Genomic DNA, 18,874 nt, shown 5'->3' with positions numbered 1-18,874 from the left:
TATACTCGGTGTCATGGCCGTCCCCATCCCTGAGCTCGCTCCCCTCACACCGGGTGCCACCCGCGTGCTCGACGCCGCATCAGCGCTCTTCTACGAACGCGGCATCCACGCCGTCGGAGTCGACACGATCGCGGAAGCCGCCGGCGTCACGAAGAAGACGCTCTACGACCGGTTCGGTTCGAAAGAAGTCCTGGTCGTCTCCTACCTGCAACACCGCGATGCGCGCTGGCGCGCCCACGTCGCCGAGCACCTCGCTCGTGTCCCGGATCCGGGACAGGAGCGCGTCCTGGCTATCTTCGACGCCGCGATCTCCTGGTCGGACGCCAACAGCCCGAAGGGGTGCAGCGCGATCAACGCGCGCGCAGAGATCGGTGACGGCCATGACGGCCACCCCGTCTTCCCCGAGGTCGCTCGGCAGAAGAGCTGGTTGCTCGAACTCTTCGCCGAACTGTGCGATGAAGCGGGCGTCTCGAACCCGGAGAAGATGTCGCAGGCCATGATGCTGCTCTACGAGGGGGCGATCGTCACGGTCGGCATGGAGACCTTCGACCGACCATGGGACTCGGCCCGCAACCTCGCCCGGATGATGCTGGAGCAGGACCGGGCACACTGACCCGCCCGCGCATCTCCCGGCGCGCGCTCCGCCCGCGCACCGGAGCGCGGGAGTACCGTGTCAGCGTGTCGACGGATTCGCGAAGTGAGCGGGCAGCCGGATCCGCCGCCGCGCTCGATGCCGCGATCGGTGACATCGATTGGACGATTCCGCCCGCCGGCTCAGTGAGGTCATGGTTCTCGGCGCCGAGCGGTGAGCTGGCCGTCGTGTCGCTCGGTGATCCGACGCATCCTCGTGCGGTCCTGGTGCCGGGTGCGACGGGATCCAAAGAGGATTTCGCGCTGATGCTGCCGCTTCTGGCACAGGCCGGATACTTCGTGCAGTCCTTCGACCTCGCCGGCCAGTACGAGTCGCATGCCGCCGGCGCGGACCGGGCCTACACGTACGAGCTGTTCATCGACGACCTCGTCGCGTTCCTCGAAGCAGGCGCCCCGGCCCATCTGCTGGGCTATTCGTTCGCGGGCACGATCGCGCAGTCCGTGGCGATCCGCCACCCTGAGCTCGTCCTCTCGCTCGCCCTTCTCACGACTCCCCCGGGCGCCGGCAACGTCTTCGCCACCATGAAGTGGTTGGGTCCGATCGCCCCGATCGCGAGCCCGCGGCGCGGCGCCGGCCTGATGATCTGGGGCATCGTGACGAACAAGAACCGGGTGCCGCCCATGCGGCTCGAGTTCGTGCGATCCCGGTTCGCCCTCACACGGAGGCGCAGCGTCGACGAGATCATCGGACTGATGATGGCGACGCCCGACCTGCGCAGCAGCGTGCGCGCACTCCCGGTGCCCAAACTCGTCGTCGCCGGCGCGCACGACCTGTGGCCGCTGACCGCCCACCAGCGGTTCGCCCGCGACATCGATGCCGATTTCCGTGCTTATGCGACAGGGCACAGCCCCAGCGAGACCACTCCGCACCAGCTGACGGCGGATCTGCTCGACCTGTACGCTCGCGCCCGCGGCTGACTCACCGGCCGCGCGCCGACGCCTCCTCCCGCCGCCGGGCCTGCCGTCGCCGATACAGCGGCTCCTGCGGCAGATGCAGCCGCACGGTCGGAAGCACGTAGCTCAGCCGACGTCGAAGCGAAGCCCAGTCCTGGAACGGCCGCGCCGAGACCTCGACGACGAGACGACGGTCACGCAGCACGGTCATCCCGGGTCGGATGTGGAACGACAGGTCGAAGTCGTCGTGGATGTTCTGCGGCTCGCGGTGCACCTCACCGCTCAGGATCCGCCAGGTCTCGGCCCGCATGGCCATGTTTGAGCCGAAGAGCGGCGCGTGTCCGAGCAGCGGAGTGAGGGCGGCGTACATGCCACCAATGTAGAGGCGTTCTCCCACCCAGTGCACGAGCGGCGTCGAGCCGTAGAAGCGCGGGTCGCCTGTGACGAAGTCGAGGTCGTCGCGTTCGCGGAACGTCCGCTCGATCCGCTCGATCCAGTCCGGTCCGGGGCGGGAATCGGCGTCCAGGCGCGCGATGATGTCGCACGACGCCGCGTCATAGCCGGCCGACGAGGCGCGAGGGATCCCCTGCACGGGTTCCGACACGACGCGCGCTCCGTGCCGTTCGGCGACCGCAACGGTGTCATCCGTACTGCCGTTGTCGACGACGATGACTTCATCGGCTCTGCGCGTCTGCCGCTGCAGGGCGCGAAGACACTGTTCCAGAAAGAGGGCGTCGTTGCGCACCGGGATGACGACGGAGACGGAACGAGGGAACACGGTCGTCATCGCTCTCCTGTTCTGCACATCTGCGCACTCAGTCACAGTCTCCCCTCGTTCCCCCGCAGGTGCGGGGATTGAGAGAGGATGGACGGATGATCCGTCCCGCGCTGTCCGACGCGCGCCGGAGGATCCTCACGGCCGCTGCGAGCGTCGCCCTCCTGGCAGGCACCATCGCTGTGATGTATCGAAGGATCATGTATCCGCCGGTCCCCCGCCTCAGAGAAGACCGGATCCGAGTCGCAGCCGTCGGCGACAGCAACACCTACGGCGCGGGCGTGCTGTTCCGAGGCCGTGCGCGGCGCGCGTACCCCGGCCGCCTCCAGCAGATCCTCGGCGACCGGTATCAGGTGCTCAACTACGGCGTGAACCGGCGCACCCTGCAACGCGACGGCGACTGGCCGTACGACGAGACTCCGCACGCCGCAGCATCGCTCGCGTCCCAGCCCGACATCGTGCTCATCATGCTCGGCTCGAACGACGCGCGCGGCGACAACTGGAATCCGGAACGATACGCGTCGGAGCTGGCCGACTTCGCCGAACGCTACCGCGCACGGGGAGCGACCGTGTTCCTCCTGACGCCACCCGTCGCCTTCGAGAACCGCCGCGGCGTCGATGAGCGGATCATCGCGAGCGAGGTCGCCCCGCTGGTGCGACGCGTGGCGAGCGACCTCCGCATCGACCTGATCGACGTCTTCGAGGTCACCGCCCGGACCGTGACGAGCCACCGCGACGGCATCCACCTCGGCGCCCGCTCCAGCGCGCTCGTCGCCGCCACGGTCGCCGGCGCGATCCGGCTCAGCCGCAGAACGCCGACGCCGACTCCTTGAGCTGCTCGACCGCTTCGATGGTCTCGGGTGCCCGCAGATCGGTCATCCCGCTGATCTTCTCGGCGCCGGAGCGGATGGCATCGCCCAGCGCCCCGTCGACACCGTCCGCGAGCCCGTCGAGCGACGCGACCAGTTGATCCCGCGCCGCATCCGCCTGCTCCGCCGACACCTCGCCCTGCTCGAGCAGCGCCTGGTACTGACCGTAGGCATCGTCGATCGTCGCGCACGTCGCCTGCACGTCGACGCCGAGAGCATCACCGGCCAGCTGCGTGACCTGCGAGCATCCGGCGACGAGGAATCCGGCAGCGAGCACGAGGGGCAGAACGAGGAGACGGCGCATGTGACTGAGGGTAGCCGGGGATGCTGGGGCGGGCATGGGAGCCAGCTTGCGGCAGTGCGCGGATGCGGGGCGCTGGGCACCCCGCATCCGCCGACGCGACTACCCGGCCGTCACGGTGAAGCGGACCGTCGTCGCGTTGCCCGCGATGTCGTACACGACCAGCGTGTTCGCCCCTTCCACCGCACCGAAAGCACCCGGCTTCACGGCGTTGAGATCGGACCACGCGTTGTCCGTCAGATCCTTCGCCACCCCGTTGAGGGTCAGGCGATCCACCTTCCCGGCATCGTGGAGCTTGAACGACACCAGACTGTACGTGCCGTTCGCACCGACCGTGAAGGAGCCGCCCGTTTTGACCGTAACCGTGGGAGCCGTCGCATCGAGGGTGAAGCGGACGGTCGTCGCGTTGCCCGCGACGTCGTACACGACCAGCGTGTTCGCGCCTTCCACCGCGCCGAAGGCGCCGGGCACCACCGCGTTCAGATCGGACCAGGCGTTGTTCGTCAGATCCTTCTCGACGCCGTTGAGCGTCAACCGGTCGACCTTTCCGTCATCGTGGAGCTTGAACGACACCTTGCTGTAGACGCCGTCCCTCCCCACGGTGAACGTCGCGCCGCTCTTCACGGTCGCCGTGGGCGTGGTGGTGTCTGTCGCCGCCATAGTGACCGACAGATCACGGAGGCGTCCGAAGTTGTCGAATGAGCCGAAGCCCACACGCCCCTCGGTGAACGTCTTGTCGTTCGCCGTCATCAGCGGTGTGTCGATCCCGTCCACGAAGACGGCGATGTCACCGCTGTCCGCGCATCGGAGCAGCCGCACCTCGTGCCACTCCTCGTCGGTGACAGCCGGTGGCGCTCCGACCGTTCCATCCCACTGGTCGTCGATCCGCTCGCGGTCGGCACCATTGACCTTGAAGATGCCGTTGTGGGCATAGATGGAGTTGTCCTGCGAGAGATGCGCGTAGTAGTACTCCGTGTCGGACTTCCACCCGAAGACGATGATCACATCGCGGTTGTTGACCGACGCCTTCTCGTCGAGGCGCACCTGGCCGGTGAGATCGAACGAACCGAGCTCCGGGCCCTCGGTGAGCACGGCGTACTCGAACGGACGGCGGATCCCGTCGTTCGGGTTCGTCCCCGCTTCCGTGAGGATGACCTGGTCACCGGGGAAGTCCCACTTGGCAGGGGTCTTCGGCGCCCAGTCATCCTGCGACATCACATCGGTGATGACGGTGCCGTCCGGCGTGCAGGTCGGCGGCGTCGGAGGCTCGACCTCCGGCACGTCGTACAGCGCATACTGCGCGGCCACCTGCTCGGCCGTGGGCACCGTGTCGAGCAGCATGATGTCGTCCATCCGTCCGTTGAACGGATTGGCCTCTCTGGTGTTCTGCGGGAAGCTCCCGCCGATCTTGATGCCCGCAGGCGCGGTGTCGGACGTCGCGCCCTCACCCCACGGATTGGCTGCGGTGTACTTCCCCGCGAGCTCCTCGCCGTTCATGAAGAGCTTCATCTCGCCCTTCCCGAAGTCGAAGGTCGCCGCCAGGTGCACCCATTGCCCCTTCTTGAGAATCTCGTTCCAGGGCAGATCGGCCGCGAACGTCCACGAGCCGGCACCGTCGACGCGTCGCCCGAGCGCGACGAGCTTGAGCTCGCCCCCGACCGTGATGACCTCGAGCAACGCGCGCACCGCGTGTCCGTCCGACGTTCCGGTGAGCACCCCCGCGAGACCGATCGCGTTGTACACGTCGTCCGGATTCGTCGTGCCCGAGTTCAGCGCCGGGTGATCGCCGGTGGGCTTGAACCAGCCCATGACGGACGCCTTGTCCGTGCCGGCGAACCTGTCCAGCGACTCGACACCGTCGGCGTCGTAGATGCCCGCCTTCCAGTCGTCGTTCGACGCCGTCCGCGGACTCATCTGCTGCGTCTGCAGCGCCTCGCCCGCGCCCGGATAGGCACGATCGGCGACCCGCATCTCGATTCCGCCGTTGATCAGGGAGATGTCGGTACCGGAGCGACCCTGATCGGTCTCGGTGGTCGGCTTCGCCGCATCGGGGTGATCGAAGTCGTAGTGCGTGACGAGGTTCGGAGCGAGCGCCGGGAGCACGAACGGTGACGAGGGCTCGTCGACGGTCCGCGCACCGGTGACCTTCCAGATCTTCCCGTTCGCCTTCGACACGAGGTAGAGCTCGCCGTCGGCGTCGGAGCCGAATCGCAGATCGACGCGCTTGTCGCCGACCAGGTCCTGGAACGTCGTCTCCTCGCCGTCTGCGAACACCCGCAGCTCCTCGATCGTGGCGAGGTCACCGATGTCGCCGTCGTTGCGGATCATCTCCTCCGCATCGGTGGAGAGCACCCACCCGCGCACCAGATCGGTGAAGAGGTAGCGCCCCTGCAGCTCCGCGATCTCGCCGCGGTAGACGAATCCGCCGTTCACGGCCACTCCCGCGTCGCCGGTCTGACCGGGATCGCGATTGTGATCGTAGGCCGCGACGGGATAGGTGAAGCCGTTCTCCGCATCGTCCTCCGGAAGCGGGAAGATCTGCCGGTTGTCGGCCACGAAGGATCCCTCGCGAACAGACCAACCGAAGTTGTCCCCGGGTTCGACCGCGTAGATCGACTCGACCTGCCATTCGCCGATGTGGGCGAGGTACATCGTGTGGTCGCCCTCGGGGTCCCAGCTGATGCGGTGGGGGTCCCGCATGCCGACGGCGAAGATCTCCGGAAGGGCATCCGACTCGTCGACGAACGGGTTGTCCGTCGGCACACCGTATTCGCCGTTCGCGCTGTCGTCGCCGGTCGGGTCCACCCGGAGGATCTTGCCCTGCGGTGTGGCGAGGTCTTGCGGATTGCCGTTGCCGACCCCGTTGCCGCCGTCGCCCACGAGCACGTACAGGTTGCCGTAGTCAGCGTCACCGGCCGAGACGGTCGGGTTGAAGGCGATCTGCTGCACGGTGTGGACACGACCGGCGAACGGGATCCTCATCACCTCGCGGTGCGTGCCCGCGAAGGTCTCCGCAGACGGGTCGTCGGCCTTCCACTCGGTGATCACACTGTGGAAGGCGGTGTTCCCGAAGGCGGGGAAGTCGGGAGTGTCCTCCGTGAGAGCCGACCCGCCCTCAGTGTGCACCGTGTAGAAGAGCCCGTTCTCGGCGAAGTCGGGGTGGAACTCCGCCGACCCCAGACCGGTGCCGAGGCCTGCGCTGTTGTGGAAATTGTCGATGAACTCGTCGCGGACGTTGAGGTAGGGAACGTACTCGCCCGACTCCTTGTCGACCAGGTACAGGATGTCGTTGTTGTCCGGCACCATCAGCCGACCGGAGCCGTCGGGCACCTCGTCGAGGTGCGTGATCCGGTTGTGGCGCACGAGGCGCTGGTCCTGCGTGGCCGGGGTCGTGTGCGACTCCGGCAGCTGCGCCAGCTCGGTCACCTCGATTCCGAGGTCGGCGAGCGCGGGATCGGGGAGCGGGTTGAGCAGGGGTTCGGTCGCGGTGCCTCCGGGTGCGCAGTCACCCGGGTTCCCGGTGGCGATCGCGAGGTTCTCCCCCGTGGTGTCGACAGCCACGTCGTCGAGCAGCAGTCGTCCTGTGCTCGATGCGCCGTTCTTCCAGAAGAATCGATCGAGTGCGCCGTTCACCGCCTGACGGAAGCCGAACTGCTGCTCGGTGCCTTCGGGCAGCCGCGTCCTCTCTTCGTACGCACCGCCCTGGCTGTAGACGGTGACCTTGTCGGTCGCATTGTCGGCGACGATCCAGACGCACTGCCAGGCGTCACGAGACCAGACACCGGCAGATTTGAACGCTCCGCCGTCACGCACGCGAAGGATGTCGTCGTTCTGATTGTTCACGTAGGCCCGGCTGTGCACGTAGTCATTCGGCGCGTCCACATCGGTGAGGCCGAACGAGGTGTCCACACTCCCGGTGCGCAGGAACCGGAAGAACAACGTGCCGGTCTCTCCCTGCGCGATCGCGGGGATCTCCCGGTACGACTGCTGCCCTCCGCCGACGGATTCGACGACCTGGTTGTTGCCGTTCAACGGGTCGGCGACCACGCGCGGGGCCGTCGAGGCCACCCACCCGTCCTGCCCGTTCAATGCGACCCGTTCATAGGCCTCGAAGTCGATCAGCTCGGTGAAGGGTTCCGCGGCGGCCGCAGGAACCGCCGTCAACAGGGCTCCGGCCACGGTCGCCGCGGCCACCACGGCTGCAGACCTTCGAAGTCTTAGGGAGCGCGGAGGCGCATCCCCTCGGGTCTCGCGGTTCGCCGGTCGCAGGGTTCGTTCGTGCATCACAGACCTCTCAACGTCATCGTCGTGCGGTGTCGTGCCGATAAGTACCGTGCATCTCCTCCGGGGCGGCACTGCAGCGGAGGAGCAGGAGCGAAGGGCCTCAGCCCGCGTCGGTGACCGAGGGCTTGCCGCCCAGGTACAGAGCGGCGAGTGTCGGATCTGCGAGAAGCTCGGAAGCCGGACCGGAGATGTGCACGCGACCGAGATCGAGGACACAACCGATGTCCGCGGTCTCGAGCGCCCTCCGCGCGTTCTGCTCGACGAGCAGCACGGCGGTGCCGGCATCGCGCATCCGCACGATCTGCTCGAACACCTTCTCCGTGGTCTTGGGATCGAGTCCCATCGACGGCTCGTCGAGCAGCACCACCTTGGGGCTGACCATGAGCGAGCGTGCGAACTCGACCTGCTTCTGCTGACCGCCGGAGAGGAGACCCGCGAGCTGCTTCCACCGTTCCCCGACGATCGGGAACAGGTTCTGGACGAACTCGATGCGCTCCTGGATGACCGTCTGGTCCTTCAGCGTGAACGCACCGAGCATCACGTTCTCGCCGACCGTCATCTCACGGAACACACTGTGCCCCTGGAGGACGTGTGCAAGCCCGTGACGCAGCATCGACTGCGGTCCTTCACCGGTGATGTCGCGGTCATCGACGCGGATGCTTCCGGACCGCGGCTTGAGCATGCCGCTGGCCACCTTGAGCACCGTCGACTTGCCTGCTCCGTTCGGACCGACCAGACAGACCACCGACCCGGGCGGCACCTCGACCGTGAGACCGCGGAGCACGAGGGCCGCACGGCCGTATCCGGCCTCGATGTCGCGCAGCTCGAGCAGATTCTTCGCTTCAGACTCCAAGGTAGGCCTCCAGGACTCGGGGGTCTTGCTGGATGATCTCCGGGGTTCCCTCGGCGATCTGGCGGCCGCGGTCGAAGACCACGACGTGGTCGCACAGGCTCATGACCATCTCCATGTTGTGCTCGACGATGATGAACGTCTTGCCTTCTTCGTTGAGCTCGCGCACGAGCGTGGCGATGCGGCCGATGAGCGCGGGGTTCACCCCTCCGGCGGGTTCGTCGAGCATGATCGTGTCGGGCTCCCCCATGAGCACACCTGCCAGCTCCAGGAGCTTCTGCTGTCCGTAGCTGAGGTTTCGCGCCTCGGCGTGCTCGAGGTGGTCGATTCCGACGCGTCGAAGCCAGTTGCGCGCCCGCTCGAGCTCCTCCGGATCGTGCGCCGAACGGAGCTGCTGACGGATGTTCGTGCTGCGCACCGCGACGAGCAGGTTCTCCATCACCGTCATGCGCGGGAACACCCGGCACAGCTGGAAGCTGCGCCCGATGCCGGCGCGCGCGATGCGGTCGGGCGACTTGCGCGTGATCGCCTGCCCTCGGTAGCGCACCTCTCCGGAGTCGGGTTTGATCATCCCGGTCACGCAGTTGAAGAAGGTGGTCTTGCCCGAGCCGTTCGGCCCGATCAGACCGTTGACCTTGCCTTCCTGGAAAGTGACCGTGGCGCCGTCGACCGCGGTGACGCCGCCGAACGACTTCGTCATCGAGACCGTGCTCAGGCTTTCGAGTGTGGTCATGGGCTGAGCCGTGGGGGCGTTCATGACGACGTCTCCTTCGTCGAAGCGTCCGCTGTTCGCGTCTTGTTCTGCTCGAGCAGCTCGCCGGCGGTGACCTCACGGATCGAGGCCGCGTTCGACGAGCGGGTGAAGAGCCCCTTCACGGCCGGGATGATGCCGTCCGGCATGAAGAGCACGACGATGCCGAGCAGGATGCCGGTGGCGATGAGGTGGAACTGCGTGTCTCCGAACTCGAGCTTGAAGTACTCGAGGGCGACCCCGACCACGACAGCGCCGAGCAGCGGCCCGAAGAGGTTCCGCACCCCGCCGAGCAGCGCCATGAGCACCATGTAGGAGCCGATGAGGATCGAGAACTGGAAGATCGGATCCAGGTCGCCGAACCACAGCGCGTACAGACCGCCTCCGAGCGCCACGAAGAGCGCGGACAGGACGTAGGCGATCAGCTTGTACCGCGTGGTCGGAACACCGAGCGACTGCGCCTTGTCCTCGTCTTCGCGGACCGACTTGAGCGCTGTGCCGAACTTGGACCGATCGATGATCCACCACACCACCAGCGCGAACGCCAGGAGTCCCGCGAACAGGTAGTAGAAGATGCGGTGGTGCTCCGGCCGCAGAACGTCGAACGGACGCGGGACGTTCAGGCCCTCGGATCCACCGGTCACGTCGCGCCAGCTCTGGAACACCAGAAGCATGATCAGCACGAAGGCGATCGAGACGATCACGAAGGACGCACCGCGGACGCGAAGGGCGGCGATGCCGATCGGGATCGCGATGATCGCCACGACCACGGCTGCCACGATCCAGGCGAGGAATCCGGGAAGGTCGAGGAATTTGATCAGCAGACCGGTGCCGTAGGCGCCGAGCCCGAAGTACGCGGCATGTCCGAGGGAGATGTATCCCGTGAACCCGCCCATGAAGTTCCACCCCGTCGACAGCACGGCGTAGTTGAGGATCACCACGCCCGCCGAGAGGATGTACGGGTTCGGGGCGATCGTGGGGAAAGAGAGGACGAGCGCGGCTCCGACGACGAGGAGGACGAGTTTCACCCACGTCGTCGACTTTCTCCGCACGGGAGCGGGTGGCGCGATCACGACCGTCTCGGTGGCGATCGGCTCTCTGCTAGAAACGCTGGGCAAGACGACCTCCGAAGAAACCTTGCGGACGGAACATGAGCGTGGCGAAGAGCGCGACGTAGAAGACCGTCTGCGCCCAGGTCGGCCCCAGCGGAAGCTGGAGCAGGCTCTGCGCGACGCCGAGGATGAGCGCCGCGATCGCGGCACCGGGGATGCTGCCGAGCCCTCCGACGACGATGATCGCCATGAGCGGTCCGATCCAGTGCCAGTGGAGCGAGGGGTAGATCGTGGCATCGAGTGAGAGCGCGGTGCCGCCGATCGCCGCCGTCGCGAGTCCGAGACCGAACCCGTAGCCGGCGACACGATCGGTGTTGATGCCGACCAGCCGTGCGGCTTCCGGATGCTGGATGGTCGCCCGCAGCGCCTGACCGAACTTCGTGTACTTGAGCAGGACGAAGAGGAGAGCGAGGGCCACGGCCGCCAGACCGAAGGCGATGAGCTTGACCACCGGCACCTGCGCGCCGAACACCTCGAGGCTGGCGCTGGCGTACGGCAGCGGGATGCGCCGCTGGGTACCGGTGAAGAAGAACCCGAGCGCTCCCTCGATGATCAGCGCCACCGCGAACGTGAGCAGCACCGACATCATGGTCAGCGTCAAGGGCTTGAGCCTCGACACCAGCAGCCGCTGCATCACCACACCGGTCACGAAGAACAGGGGCACCGTGACGACGAGCGACACGAGCGGATCGATCCCGGTCTCCCTGTTGAACCACCACGCGAGGTAGGCGGCCAGGATGAGGAAGGCCGAGTGCGCGATCATGACCACGCGCATGATCCCGAAGTACAGCGTGAGCCCGGCCGCCAGGAGGGCGTAGAGCCCTCCCAGCAGGACACCGAGGATCAGGCTTTGCAGCAGCAGTGCTCCACTCACGATGTGCGGATCACCACGTCGGCTTCGGGTAGAGGAACTCGGCTTCCTTGACGTCCTCGGGGAGGACGATCAGGATCTCGCCGTCGATCCACTGCTGGATCAGGTGCGCACCCGTGGGCTTGCCGGTCTCATCCCAGCTGAGTTCTCCGACGACCGTGTCGACGGAGTTGTCCCGCAGCCAATCGATGAGCTCCTGCTGGCAGTCCCCCTGCTCGGCGCAGCCGACGGCCTCGACCGCAGCCGCGACGACCTGACCGGTCGTGTAGGCATTGGCTTCGTCCTCAGACGGCGGGTTGCCGTGCATCTCGGTGTACTTCTCGACGAACTCGATGTTGCTGGGGAACTGGGACTTCGGCGAGTACCCCGTGGGGGCGAGGATGCCTTCGGTCGCACCACCGATCGCGGCGGCGAACTCCGGATTCGTCGGAGCGGTCGAGAACGCCGCGAGCTCCGGCTGATAATTCAGCTGCTGCAGCGCGATGATGAGGTTGACGGCATCCTGATACTGCGTGCCGCCGATCACGATGTCGGCGTCCGACTGCGCGATCTTCGCGGCGATCGTGGAGAAGTCCGTGGTGTTCGGCGGGTAGACCTCGTTCACGAGAATCTCGACGCCGGCCTCTTCGAGCTTGTCCCGGAGTCCGTAGGCGGTGCCCTGGGCGAAGGGGTCGTCCATGGCCGCGACCGCGGCCGTCTCCGGCCTCTGGTCCTCAGGAAGTGCCAGCAGATAGTCCGCGAGGTTGTTGTAGTGGTCGTTCGCGATGGCCGGTGCCGCGTAGAAGAGATTGTCGAAACCCTGCTCGAAGACCTCCTCGGCAGCGCCGGCCGGCTCGACGAACAACATCCCGTACTCCTGCGCGACGCGCGCCGAGGGCACGACCAGTCGCGTCGAGAACGGACCGAACACCAGGTCGACTCCGTCCTGGGCGATCAGCGACTCGTAGTCCGAGACCACCCGGTCGGCATTGGACTGATCGTCGAGGATCTTCAACTCAACCTGACGGCCCAGGAGACCCCCGCTCTCGTTCACGATGTCGCGCCAGGCCTCGTAGCCTCGCTCGACACCCTTGCCCGGTTCGGAGAAGTCGCCGGTGAGCGGCAGCGAGATGCCGATGACGATGGGATCGTCCGAGCCACCTCCCTCCGCCTCATCGCCGGGGGCCGAGCAGGCCGAAACCGTGAGCGCGGCGATCGACAGCGTCCCGATCGCCGCAGCGATCCGTCGACCGTGTCTGGGTGCAGTCATCCGAGTCTCCTACGTCATCGTAGCGAAAGCGCTTTCGTAAGCGCTTCCGCCACTATAGTGGGATCGAAGAACGAAGAGCAACCTACCTCGCAATCAGCGTTGATCTTGCTCCACAGGGGGAGGTTTCGTGAAGCGTGAAGGCGCGCCACGACTCATTGATGTGGCCGAAGCCGCAGGGGTCTCCCTCGCGAGTGCGTCGCGGGCGATGACGGGCGGACCGGGGATATCGCCCGAGGTCGCCGAACACGTGAGAACGGTCGCTAATCGGCTCGGCTACGAACCGAACATGCACGCGCGAGGACTCGCCGGCGGCCTCGTCCCGACGATCGGCCTGGTCGTGCACGAGATCGGCGACCCCTACTTCTCGGACATCGCGAGCGGTGTGATCCGCAGCGCGACGCTCGAGAACCGCTCCGTGCAGATCGCACAAGCCGACCGCACGCCCGACAGCGAGCTCGCTCAGGTCAAGTCCCTGCTGCGCCAGCGCGTGGGATCCATCATCATCGCCGGCTCCGGCTACGCCGACCACCGCCGCGAGCTGGGCATGTCCGAAGCCCTGTTGGACTTCACTCTCGCCGGTGGCCGCGCCGCCGTCATCGGTCGACACCATCTTCCGGTCGACGCCGTGCTCCCCGACAACCACCGCGCCGGTATCTCCGTCGGCCGTCACCTCGCCGAGCTGGGACACCGCCGCATCGGCGTCGTCGCCGGGCCCCTGGACCTCAACACGGTCGCCGACCGCATCGCGGGCCTGCGCGAAGGCACCGCCGACACCGACGTCGAACTCACCGTGGTCTCGCAGGAGTTCACCCGGGAGGGCGGCATCGCGGGAGCCAGAGACCTGCTCGATCGGGACGTGACGGCCATCGTGGGTCTCAACGACGCCATGGCCATCGGCATTCTCAGCGAACTGCGCCAGCACGGCATCCGCGTGCCGGAAGAGATGTCGGTGGTCGGCTTCGACGACATCGCCGTCGCACCGGATGTCGCGCCCGCGCTCACCACCGCGCGGATCCCGATGTTCGAGATGGGGCAGCATGCGGTCTCGCTCATCCTTCGCCCGGCGAGCGATGAGGCCCGTACGATCACGACCGCGCACGAGCTCATCATCCGTCAGTCCTCCGGCCCGCCCCGGAGCTGACCCCGCTCCGCCCCACTCCGGTCGCTCCGGTCGCGATATGACAGCCTCCGGGCCACTTCTGGCTGCCATATCGCGACCGGAACCTTGAGGGAGGGGGCTCAGGAGCTGCCGGCGGTCGACGCCTCCAGCTTCTCCATGACCTGGTTGATCGTGAACGACGCCGATTCCTGCCGGGCCGGGAATTCCACGAGGGACTGCAGCATCCGCGCCACGTACGCCTGCGCCGGCACGAACAGGAAGACCCGGTCGAGCACCCAGTCCCAGTAGGTGTTCGACGTGATGTCCGCCCGCTCGTAGGGATCCGTGCGCAGGTTGAACAGCTTCGGGAATCGCAGCTCGATGTACGGTTCCTGCCAGATCTGCAGGGTCCCGGAGGCGCGCTGCTCGAGGAACACGAGCTTCCAGTTGTCGAAGCGCAGTGCGGTGAGGTCGCCGTCATCCGAGACGTAGAAGAAGTGTCGGCGCGGACTCTGATCGACGGCACCGGTGATGTAGTCGAGCTGGTTGTTGCCATCGAGGTGCACCGTGAACTCGGTCCCGTGCAGTTCCGTGCCCGACTTCAGCCGCTCCGCGATGTCCGTGTCGCCCGCAGCCGCGAGCAGGGTCACGAACCAGTCATTGTGGCTCACGATCCCGTTGAGCGTCGTCCCGGCCGGGATGCGACCCGGCCAGCGGACCATCGCGGGCACGCGGTAGGCGCCCTCCCAGTTCGAGTTCTTCTCGTTGCGGAACGGCGTCATGCCGGCATCCGGCCAGCTGTTCATATGCGGACCGTTGTCGGTGGAATACATGACGATCGTGTTCTCGGCCAGTCCCAGCTCGTCCAGGAGGTCGAGCAGACTGCCCACGACGCCGTCGTGATCGATCATCGTGTCGTGGTACTCCGACTGCCAGCGTCCGGCCTGCCCCTTGCTCTCTTCCTTGGTGTGGGTGCGGAAGTGCATGTGGGTGGAGTTGAACCAGACGAAGAAGGGGGTGTCGTCGTCCGCCTGCGTGCGGATGAAGTCCGCCGCCGCATCGCGGAACTCCTCGTCGACCGTCTCCATGCGCTTCTTGGTCAGCGGTCCGGTGTCTTCGATCCGCTGCGTTCCATCGGCGTTCGCCCAGCTGTGGAGCACACCCCGCGGGCGGAACTTCTCGCTGAAGCCGGGGAACTCCTCGTCGGTCGGGTAATCCGGATGCTCGGGCTCCTCCTCCGCGTTCAGGTGGTACAGGTTGCCGAAGAACTCGTCGAAGCCGTGCGCGGTGGGCAGGTGCTCGTCTCGATCTCCGAGGTGGTTCTTGCCGAACTGCCCCGTGGCGTAGCCGTGATGCTTGAGCGCGTCCGCGATCGTGGGGTCTTCGGGCTGGAGGCCCAGCTTCGCGCCGGGCATCCCCACCTTGGTGAGTCCGGTCCGATAGGGGTTCTGTCCGGTGATGAAGGCCGCACGTCCCGCCGTGCAGCTCTGCTCGCCGTAGTAGTCGGTGAACTTCACGCCCTCATCGGCGATCCGATCGATGTTCGGCGTCCGATAGCCCATCAGACCGTCGGAGTACGTGCTCAGGTTACTGATGCCGATGTCATCGCCCCAGATGATGAGGATGTTGGGCTTCTCGGCCATGGGTGACTCCTTGCTTCAACCGGTGAGAGGGGGCGGATGCCCGCGATCGAAGCCAAACAGGTCACCGACCTGAAGCCCAGTGACGCCTCACTCGGAGCGGGTGAGGCGGAAGCCGATGTGCGACATGCCCGTGTCCTCCGCCTGCGGCGAGCGCGCGGCAGGCCGGAACCGCAGGCAGTAGTCCGGCGAGCACAGGTGGGATCCACCTTTGAGCACGCGACGGGGAATGCCGGGGAAGCCTTCCTGCGCGCTCGCTGCGGCGAGGAGGTTCGTCCGCTTCCCCGCATCGACCGGGGTGTCGGAGAGCCGCAGGTGCCGCGGGGTGTAGAAGTCGGTCGTCCACTCCCACACATTCGCGATCATGTCATACAGGCCGTAGCCGTTCGACGGATAGGAGCCGACGGGCGCTGTGCCGCCGACACCCTGGTTGTCGTAGGGGAAACGACCGAGCCAGGAGTTCGCTTGGGCGACGCCGCCCGGGTACGGCTCGTCCCCCCACGCGAACGGCGCGCCTTCCAGGCCGCCGCGCGCCGCGTACTCGTGCTCGGCTTCCGTGGGCAGCCGCATCCCGACCCAGTCCGCGTATGCCACCGCGTCCTCGAACGCGACGTGCACGACCGGATGCTGCATCCGGTCGTCGATCGAGGAGTCCGGTCCGAAGGGTCGACGCCAGAAGGCTCCGGGCTGCCAACGCCACCAGTTGCGCCAGTCCCCGAGATTCGTCGGTCCGGACGTCGGAGTGAAGACCATCGCTCCGGGCACGAGATCGGCAGGGTCGGCGCCCGGAAACGCGGCCGGATCGAGCTCCCGTTCGGCGACGGTCACGTACCCCGTCGCGTCCACGAACTCGGCGTACTGCGCGTTGGTCACCGGATAGCGGTCGATGAAGAAGGAGGCGACCTCACGCTCGTGCACCGGGCGTTCATCGGGGTAGAAGTCCTCGGACCCCATCAGGAACGTGCCGCCCGGGATGTGGACCATGTCGCGCGAGTTCGTCACGTGACTCAGCGTAGTGTCCGACTCTCCGCGGCTGCAGGGGTGTTCTCGGAGGGGGTGTCAGATGACGCGGGCGGTCGTCCATGCGAGTTCGGCGGCACCCAACAGCAGGCGGTCTGCCGCGAGGGAGGCGGGGAGGATGCGCAGACCTTCCGCGTTCTCGGTCATCGCTCGAGCTGCCACGTCCGCGGCGAAGCACTCCACGTCGACGCTCGCGAGGAGGGCGAGGAATCCGCCGAGGACGACGACGGAGGGGTTCAGGATGTTGACGGCGTCGGCGATCGCCTGCGCGAGGAAGGCCCGCTGGCGGGAGCACTCGGCGCGGACGGCATCCTCATCGGCAGCCGCGGCGAGCGCGCTGGCGAGCGTCGCCTCGTCTGCCAGCGCGAGACCGAGCGCCGCCAGCAACCGCGCCCTGCTGACGACGTCTTCCAGGACCGCATCGGAGGAGACGTCGACGCGGTTCTGGCCGAACTCACCGGCGAATCCGCCCACACCGCCCACCGGCGCCCCGTGCACGATGATCCCCCCGCCGATGCCGGAAGGGCCGCCGTTGAGGTAGACGAGATCGTCCACGCCCTGGGCGGCACCGAACAGGTGCTCGGCGAACGCACCGAGACTCGCATCGTTGCCCACCGCCACCGGGAGCCCGGTCGCCGCGGCGATGGATGCACGCAGCGGCAGATCGGTCCATCCCAGGTGCGGCGCATTGCGCACGAGTCCGTCCGCGGCACGCACCAGACCGGGCACCGCCACCCCCACCGCGATCACGCGCATCCCTGCGAGCGCACCGCGTGTCCAGCGGTCGATCACTCCGGCGATGAGGGGCGCCACCTCATCCGCACCGAGCAGTGAGGTCGACTCGATCCGTTCCCGCACCGCGATCGTACGCGCGAGGTCGATCGCTGCGATCTCGACCGCGTCGACCTCGGGGTTCACGGCGATCACGACCGTCGTCGGAGCTGCGGCGACCACGGGCGACGGGCGCCCCACCCGGCCCACCGGTCCCGGCTCGCGCTCGACGACCCAGCCGTCACCGGCGAGTTCTGCGACGAGGTCCGCGATGGTCGAGCGGTTCAGTCCGGTCGCGGCGGTCAGCTGGGCGCGCGACTGCTCGCCGCCCAGATGGACGAGACGGAGCACACGGGCGAGGTTGCCGGCACGCACCCCGCCGTTCGCGTCCTTGGCTGCGGCGCCCTCCCCGGGTTCGGTCACGTGGTCCTCGCATTCCCGCTCGGTGTCTCAGTCTAGGAGGCTGGACATCCTGCTCTTCTCCGTATAAGTTGCTGTCAACAACATATACGCGCACGCCGCCGTGCGCCCGTGCGAAGGAGCATCATGAGCCTCACCCCGACCCGCGCCGACAAGTTCTCGTTCGGTCTCTGGACCGTCGGATACAACGGCTCCGACCCCTTCGGCGGTCCGACGCGTCCGGCCCTCGACGTCGTGCACGCCGTCGAGAAGCTGGCGGAACTCGGCGCCTACGGTCTCACCTTCCACGATGACGACCTCTTCGCCTTCGGGTCGACGGATGCCGAGCGCCAGACGCAGATCGACCGCCTCAAGGGCGCGCTCGCCGACACGGGTCTCGTCGTGCCGATGGTCACCACGAACCTGTTCAGCGCCCCCGTCTTCAAAGACGGCGGCTTCACCTCGAACGACCGCCAGGTGCGCCGCTTCGCGCTGCGCAAGGTGTTCCGTCAGCTCGACCTAGGCGCAGAGCTCGGTGCGCGCACGTTCGTCATGTGGGGTGGCCGCGAGGGCGCGGAGTACGACTCGGCGAAAGACGTGCGTGCCGCGCTGGAGCGCTACCGGGAGGCCGTCAACCTGCTCGGCGACTACGTGACCGACAAGGGCTACGACATCCGGTTCGCGATCGAGCCGAAGCCGAACGAGCCGCGCGGCGACATCCTGCTCCCCACCCTCGGCCATGCGATCGCGTTCATCGACTCCCTGGAGCGCCCCGAGCTCGTCGGCGTCAACCCCGAGGTCGGACACGAGCAGATGGCGGGTCTCAACTTCACGGCCGGCATCGCCCAGGCTCTGTACCACGGCAAGCTCTTCCACATCGACCTCAACGGCCAGCGCGGCATCAAGTACGACCAGGACCTCGTGTTCGGCCACGGCGACCTGCACAACGCCTTCTCCCTGGTGGACCTGCTCGAGAACGGCGGCCCGAACGGCGTGCCCGCCTACGAGGGCCCCCGTCACTTCGACTACAAGCCCTCTCGCACGGAGGACGAGACGGGGGTCTGGGACTCGGCTGCCGCCAACATGCGGACCTACCTGCTGCTGAAGGAGCGTGCTGCGGCCTTCCGCGCCGACCCCGAGGTGCAGGAGGCGCTGGCCGCCGCGAAGGTCGCCGAACTCTCGACGCCGACCCTCGACGAGGGCGAGTCCTACGACGCTTTCCTGGCCGACCGCAGCGCCTACGAGGAGTTCGATGCCGACGCCTACCTCGGCGGCAAGGGCTTCGGGTTCGTCCGCCTCCAGCAGCTCGCGACCGAGCACCTGCTGGGCGCCCGGTGA

At 67.1% G+C, this 18,874-nt stretch carries 16 protein-coding genes; 5 read left to right on the top strand and 11 right to left on the bottom strand.

The window, feature by feature from the left end; genetic code table 11:
• Positions 1-13 precede the first annotated feature (13 nt).
• Both LVJ59_RS13510 and LVJ59_RS13505 read left to right on the top strand, forming a co-directional pair.
• The gene (locus LVJ59_RS13510) at positions 14-613 is read left to right on the top strand and encodes a TetR/AcrR family transcriptional regulator (protein ID WP_232763444.1); all 600 of its coding nucleotides are present in this window, start codon (positions 14-16) and stop codon (positions 611-613) included.
• Positions 614-678: 65 nt separating this feature from the next.
• Positions 679-1,569, top strand: a complete 891-nt coding sequence (locus tag LVJ59_RS13505) for an alpha/beta fold hydrolase (RefSeq protein ID WP_232763443.1) — start codon at positions 679-681, stop codon at positions 1,567-1,569.
• Between the two features lies 1 nt (position 1,570).
• Here the strand turns inward: LVJ59_RS13505 and LVJ59_RS13500 are convergent, their stop codons facing one another.
• Entirely contained in the window at positions 1,571-2,332 is a 762-nt protein-coding gene (locus LVJ59_RS13500) for a glycosyltransferase family 2 protein (protein ID WP_232763442.1), read from the bottom strand.
• Positions 2,333-2,418: 86 nt separating this feature from the next.
• Here LVJ59_RS13500 and LVJ59_RS13495 point away from each other — a divergent pair, with 86 nt between their 5' ends.
• A complete protein-coding gene (locus tag LVJ59_RS13495) occupies positions 2,419-3,153 on the top strand; it encodes a GDSL-type esterase/lipase family protein (RefSeq protein WP_232763441.1) in 735 nt (244 codons plus the stop codon).
• On the opposite strand, the gene LVJ59_RS13490 is transcribed toward LVJ59_RS13495, so the two are convergent.
• The 7 genes from LVJ59_RS13490 to LVJ59_RS13460 form a co-directional block, all read right to left on the bottom strand.
• Positions 3,122-3,493: a hypothetical protein gene (locus tag LVJ59_RS13490; protein WP_047524437.1), complete on the bottom strand. Its 372-nt coding sequence runs from the start codon at positions 3,491-3,493 to the stop codon at positions 3,122-3,124. The genes LVJ59_RS13495 and LVJ59_RS13490 overlap by 32 nt on opposite strands.
• Before the next feature lie 99 nt (positions 3,494-3,592).
• Positions 3,593-7,684: a PQQ-dependent sugar dehydrogenase gene (locus LVJ59_RS13485; protein WP_232763440.1), complete on the bottom strand. Its 4,092-nt coding sequence runs from the start codon at positions 7,682-7,684 to the stop codon at positions 3,593-3,595.
• Positions 7,685-7,874: 190 nt separating this feature from the next.
• Positions 7,875-8,627, bottom strand: a complete 753-nt coding sequence (locus LVJ59_RS13480; RefSeq protein ID WP_131492300.1) for an ABC transporter ATP-binding protein — start codon at positions 8,625-8,627, stop codon at positions 7,875-7,877.
• On the bottom strand, positions 8,617-9,357 hold the full coding sequence (locus tag LVJ59_RS13475) for an ABC transporter ATP-binding protein (RefSeq protein ID WP_131492331.1): 741 nt from the start codon (positions 9,355-9,357) through the stop codon (positions 8,617-8,619). Before LVJ59_RS13475 ends, LVJ59_RS13480 begins: the two co-directional genes overlap by 11 nt.
• Positions 9,358-9,377: 20 nt before the next feature.
• Positions 9,378-10,493: a branched-chain amino acid ABC transporter permease gene (locus LVJ59_RS13470; protein ID WP_232763439.1), complete on the bottom strand. Its 1,116-nt coding sequence runs from the start codon at positions 10,491-10,493 to the stop codon at positions 9,378-9,380.
• The gene (locus LVJ59_RS13465) at positions 10,477-11,361 is read right to left on the bottom strand and encodes a branched-chain amino acid ABC transporter permease (protein ID WP_047524433.1); all 885 of its coding nucleotides are present in this window, start codon (positions 11,359-11,361) and stop codon (positions 10,477-10,479) included. Before LVJ59_RS13465 ends, LVJ59_RS13470 begins: the two co-directional genes overlap by 17 nt.
• A gap of 10 nt (positions 11,362-11,371) precedes the next feature.
• Positions 11,372-12,607, bottom strand: a complete 1,236-nt coding sequence (locus LVJ59_RS13460) for an amino acid ABC transporter substrate-binding protein (protein WP_197055682.1) — start codon at positions 12,605-12,607, stop codon at positions 11,372-11,374.
• Positions 12,608-12,734: 127 nt separating this feature from the next.
• Between LVJ59_RS13460 and LVJ59_RS13455 the strand changes: the two genes are divergently transcribed.
• Positions 12,735-13,748, top strand: a complete 1,014-nt coding sequence (locus LVJ59_RS13455; RefSeq protein WP_047524432.1) for a LacI family DNA-binding transcriptional regulator — start codon at positions 12,735-12,737, stop codon at positions 13,746-13,748.
• 98 nt (positions 13,749-13,846) lie between these two features.
• Here the strand turns inward: LVJ59_RS13455 and LVJ59_RS13450 are convergent, their stop codons facing one another.
• From LVJ59_RS13450 to LVJ59_RS13440, 3 genes are all read right to left on the bottom strand, one after another.
• Positions 13,847-15,349 carry an arylsulfatase gene (locus LVJ59_RS13450; RefSeq protein WP_232763438.1) on the bottom strand — a complete coding sequence of 501 codons (1,503 nt, stop codon included), beginning with the start codon at positions 15,347-15,349 and terminating at the stop codon, positions 13,847-13,849.
• Positions 15,350-15,436: 87 nt separating this feature from the next.
• A complete protein-coding gene (locus LVJ59_RS13445) occupies positions 15,437-16,330 on the bottom strand; it encodes a formylglycine-generating enzyme family protein (protein ID WP_232763613.1) in 894 nt (297 codons plus the stop codon).
• 75 nt (positions 16,331-16,405) lie between these two features.
• Complete coding sequence (locus LVJ59_RS13440) at positions 16,406-17,560, bottom strand: ROK family transcriptional regulator (RefSeq protein WP_232763437.1); 1,155 nt, start codon at positions 17,558-17,560, stop codon at positions 16,406-16,408.
• A 123-nt stretch (positions 17,561-17,683) separates the two neighbouring features.
• Here LVJ59_RS13440 and xylA point away from each other — a divergent pair, with 123 nt between their 5' ends.
• Entirely contained in the window at positions 17,684-18,874 is a 1,191-nt protein-coding gene (xylA, locus tag LVJ59_RS13435; RefSeq protein ID WP_131492297.1) for a xylose isomerase, read from the top strand.

Origin of the sequence: Microbacterium sp. KKR3/1 (genome assembly GCF_021272365.1) — a bacterium.
Classification (GTDB): Bacteria; Actinomycetota; Actinomycetes; order Actinomycetales; family Microbacteriaceae; genus Microbacterium; species Microbacterium aurugineum.
This window is presented reverse-complemented; position numbering and strand designations above follow the sequence as displayed.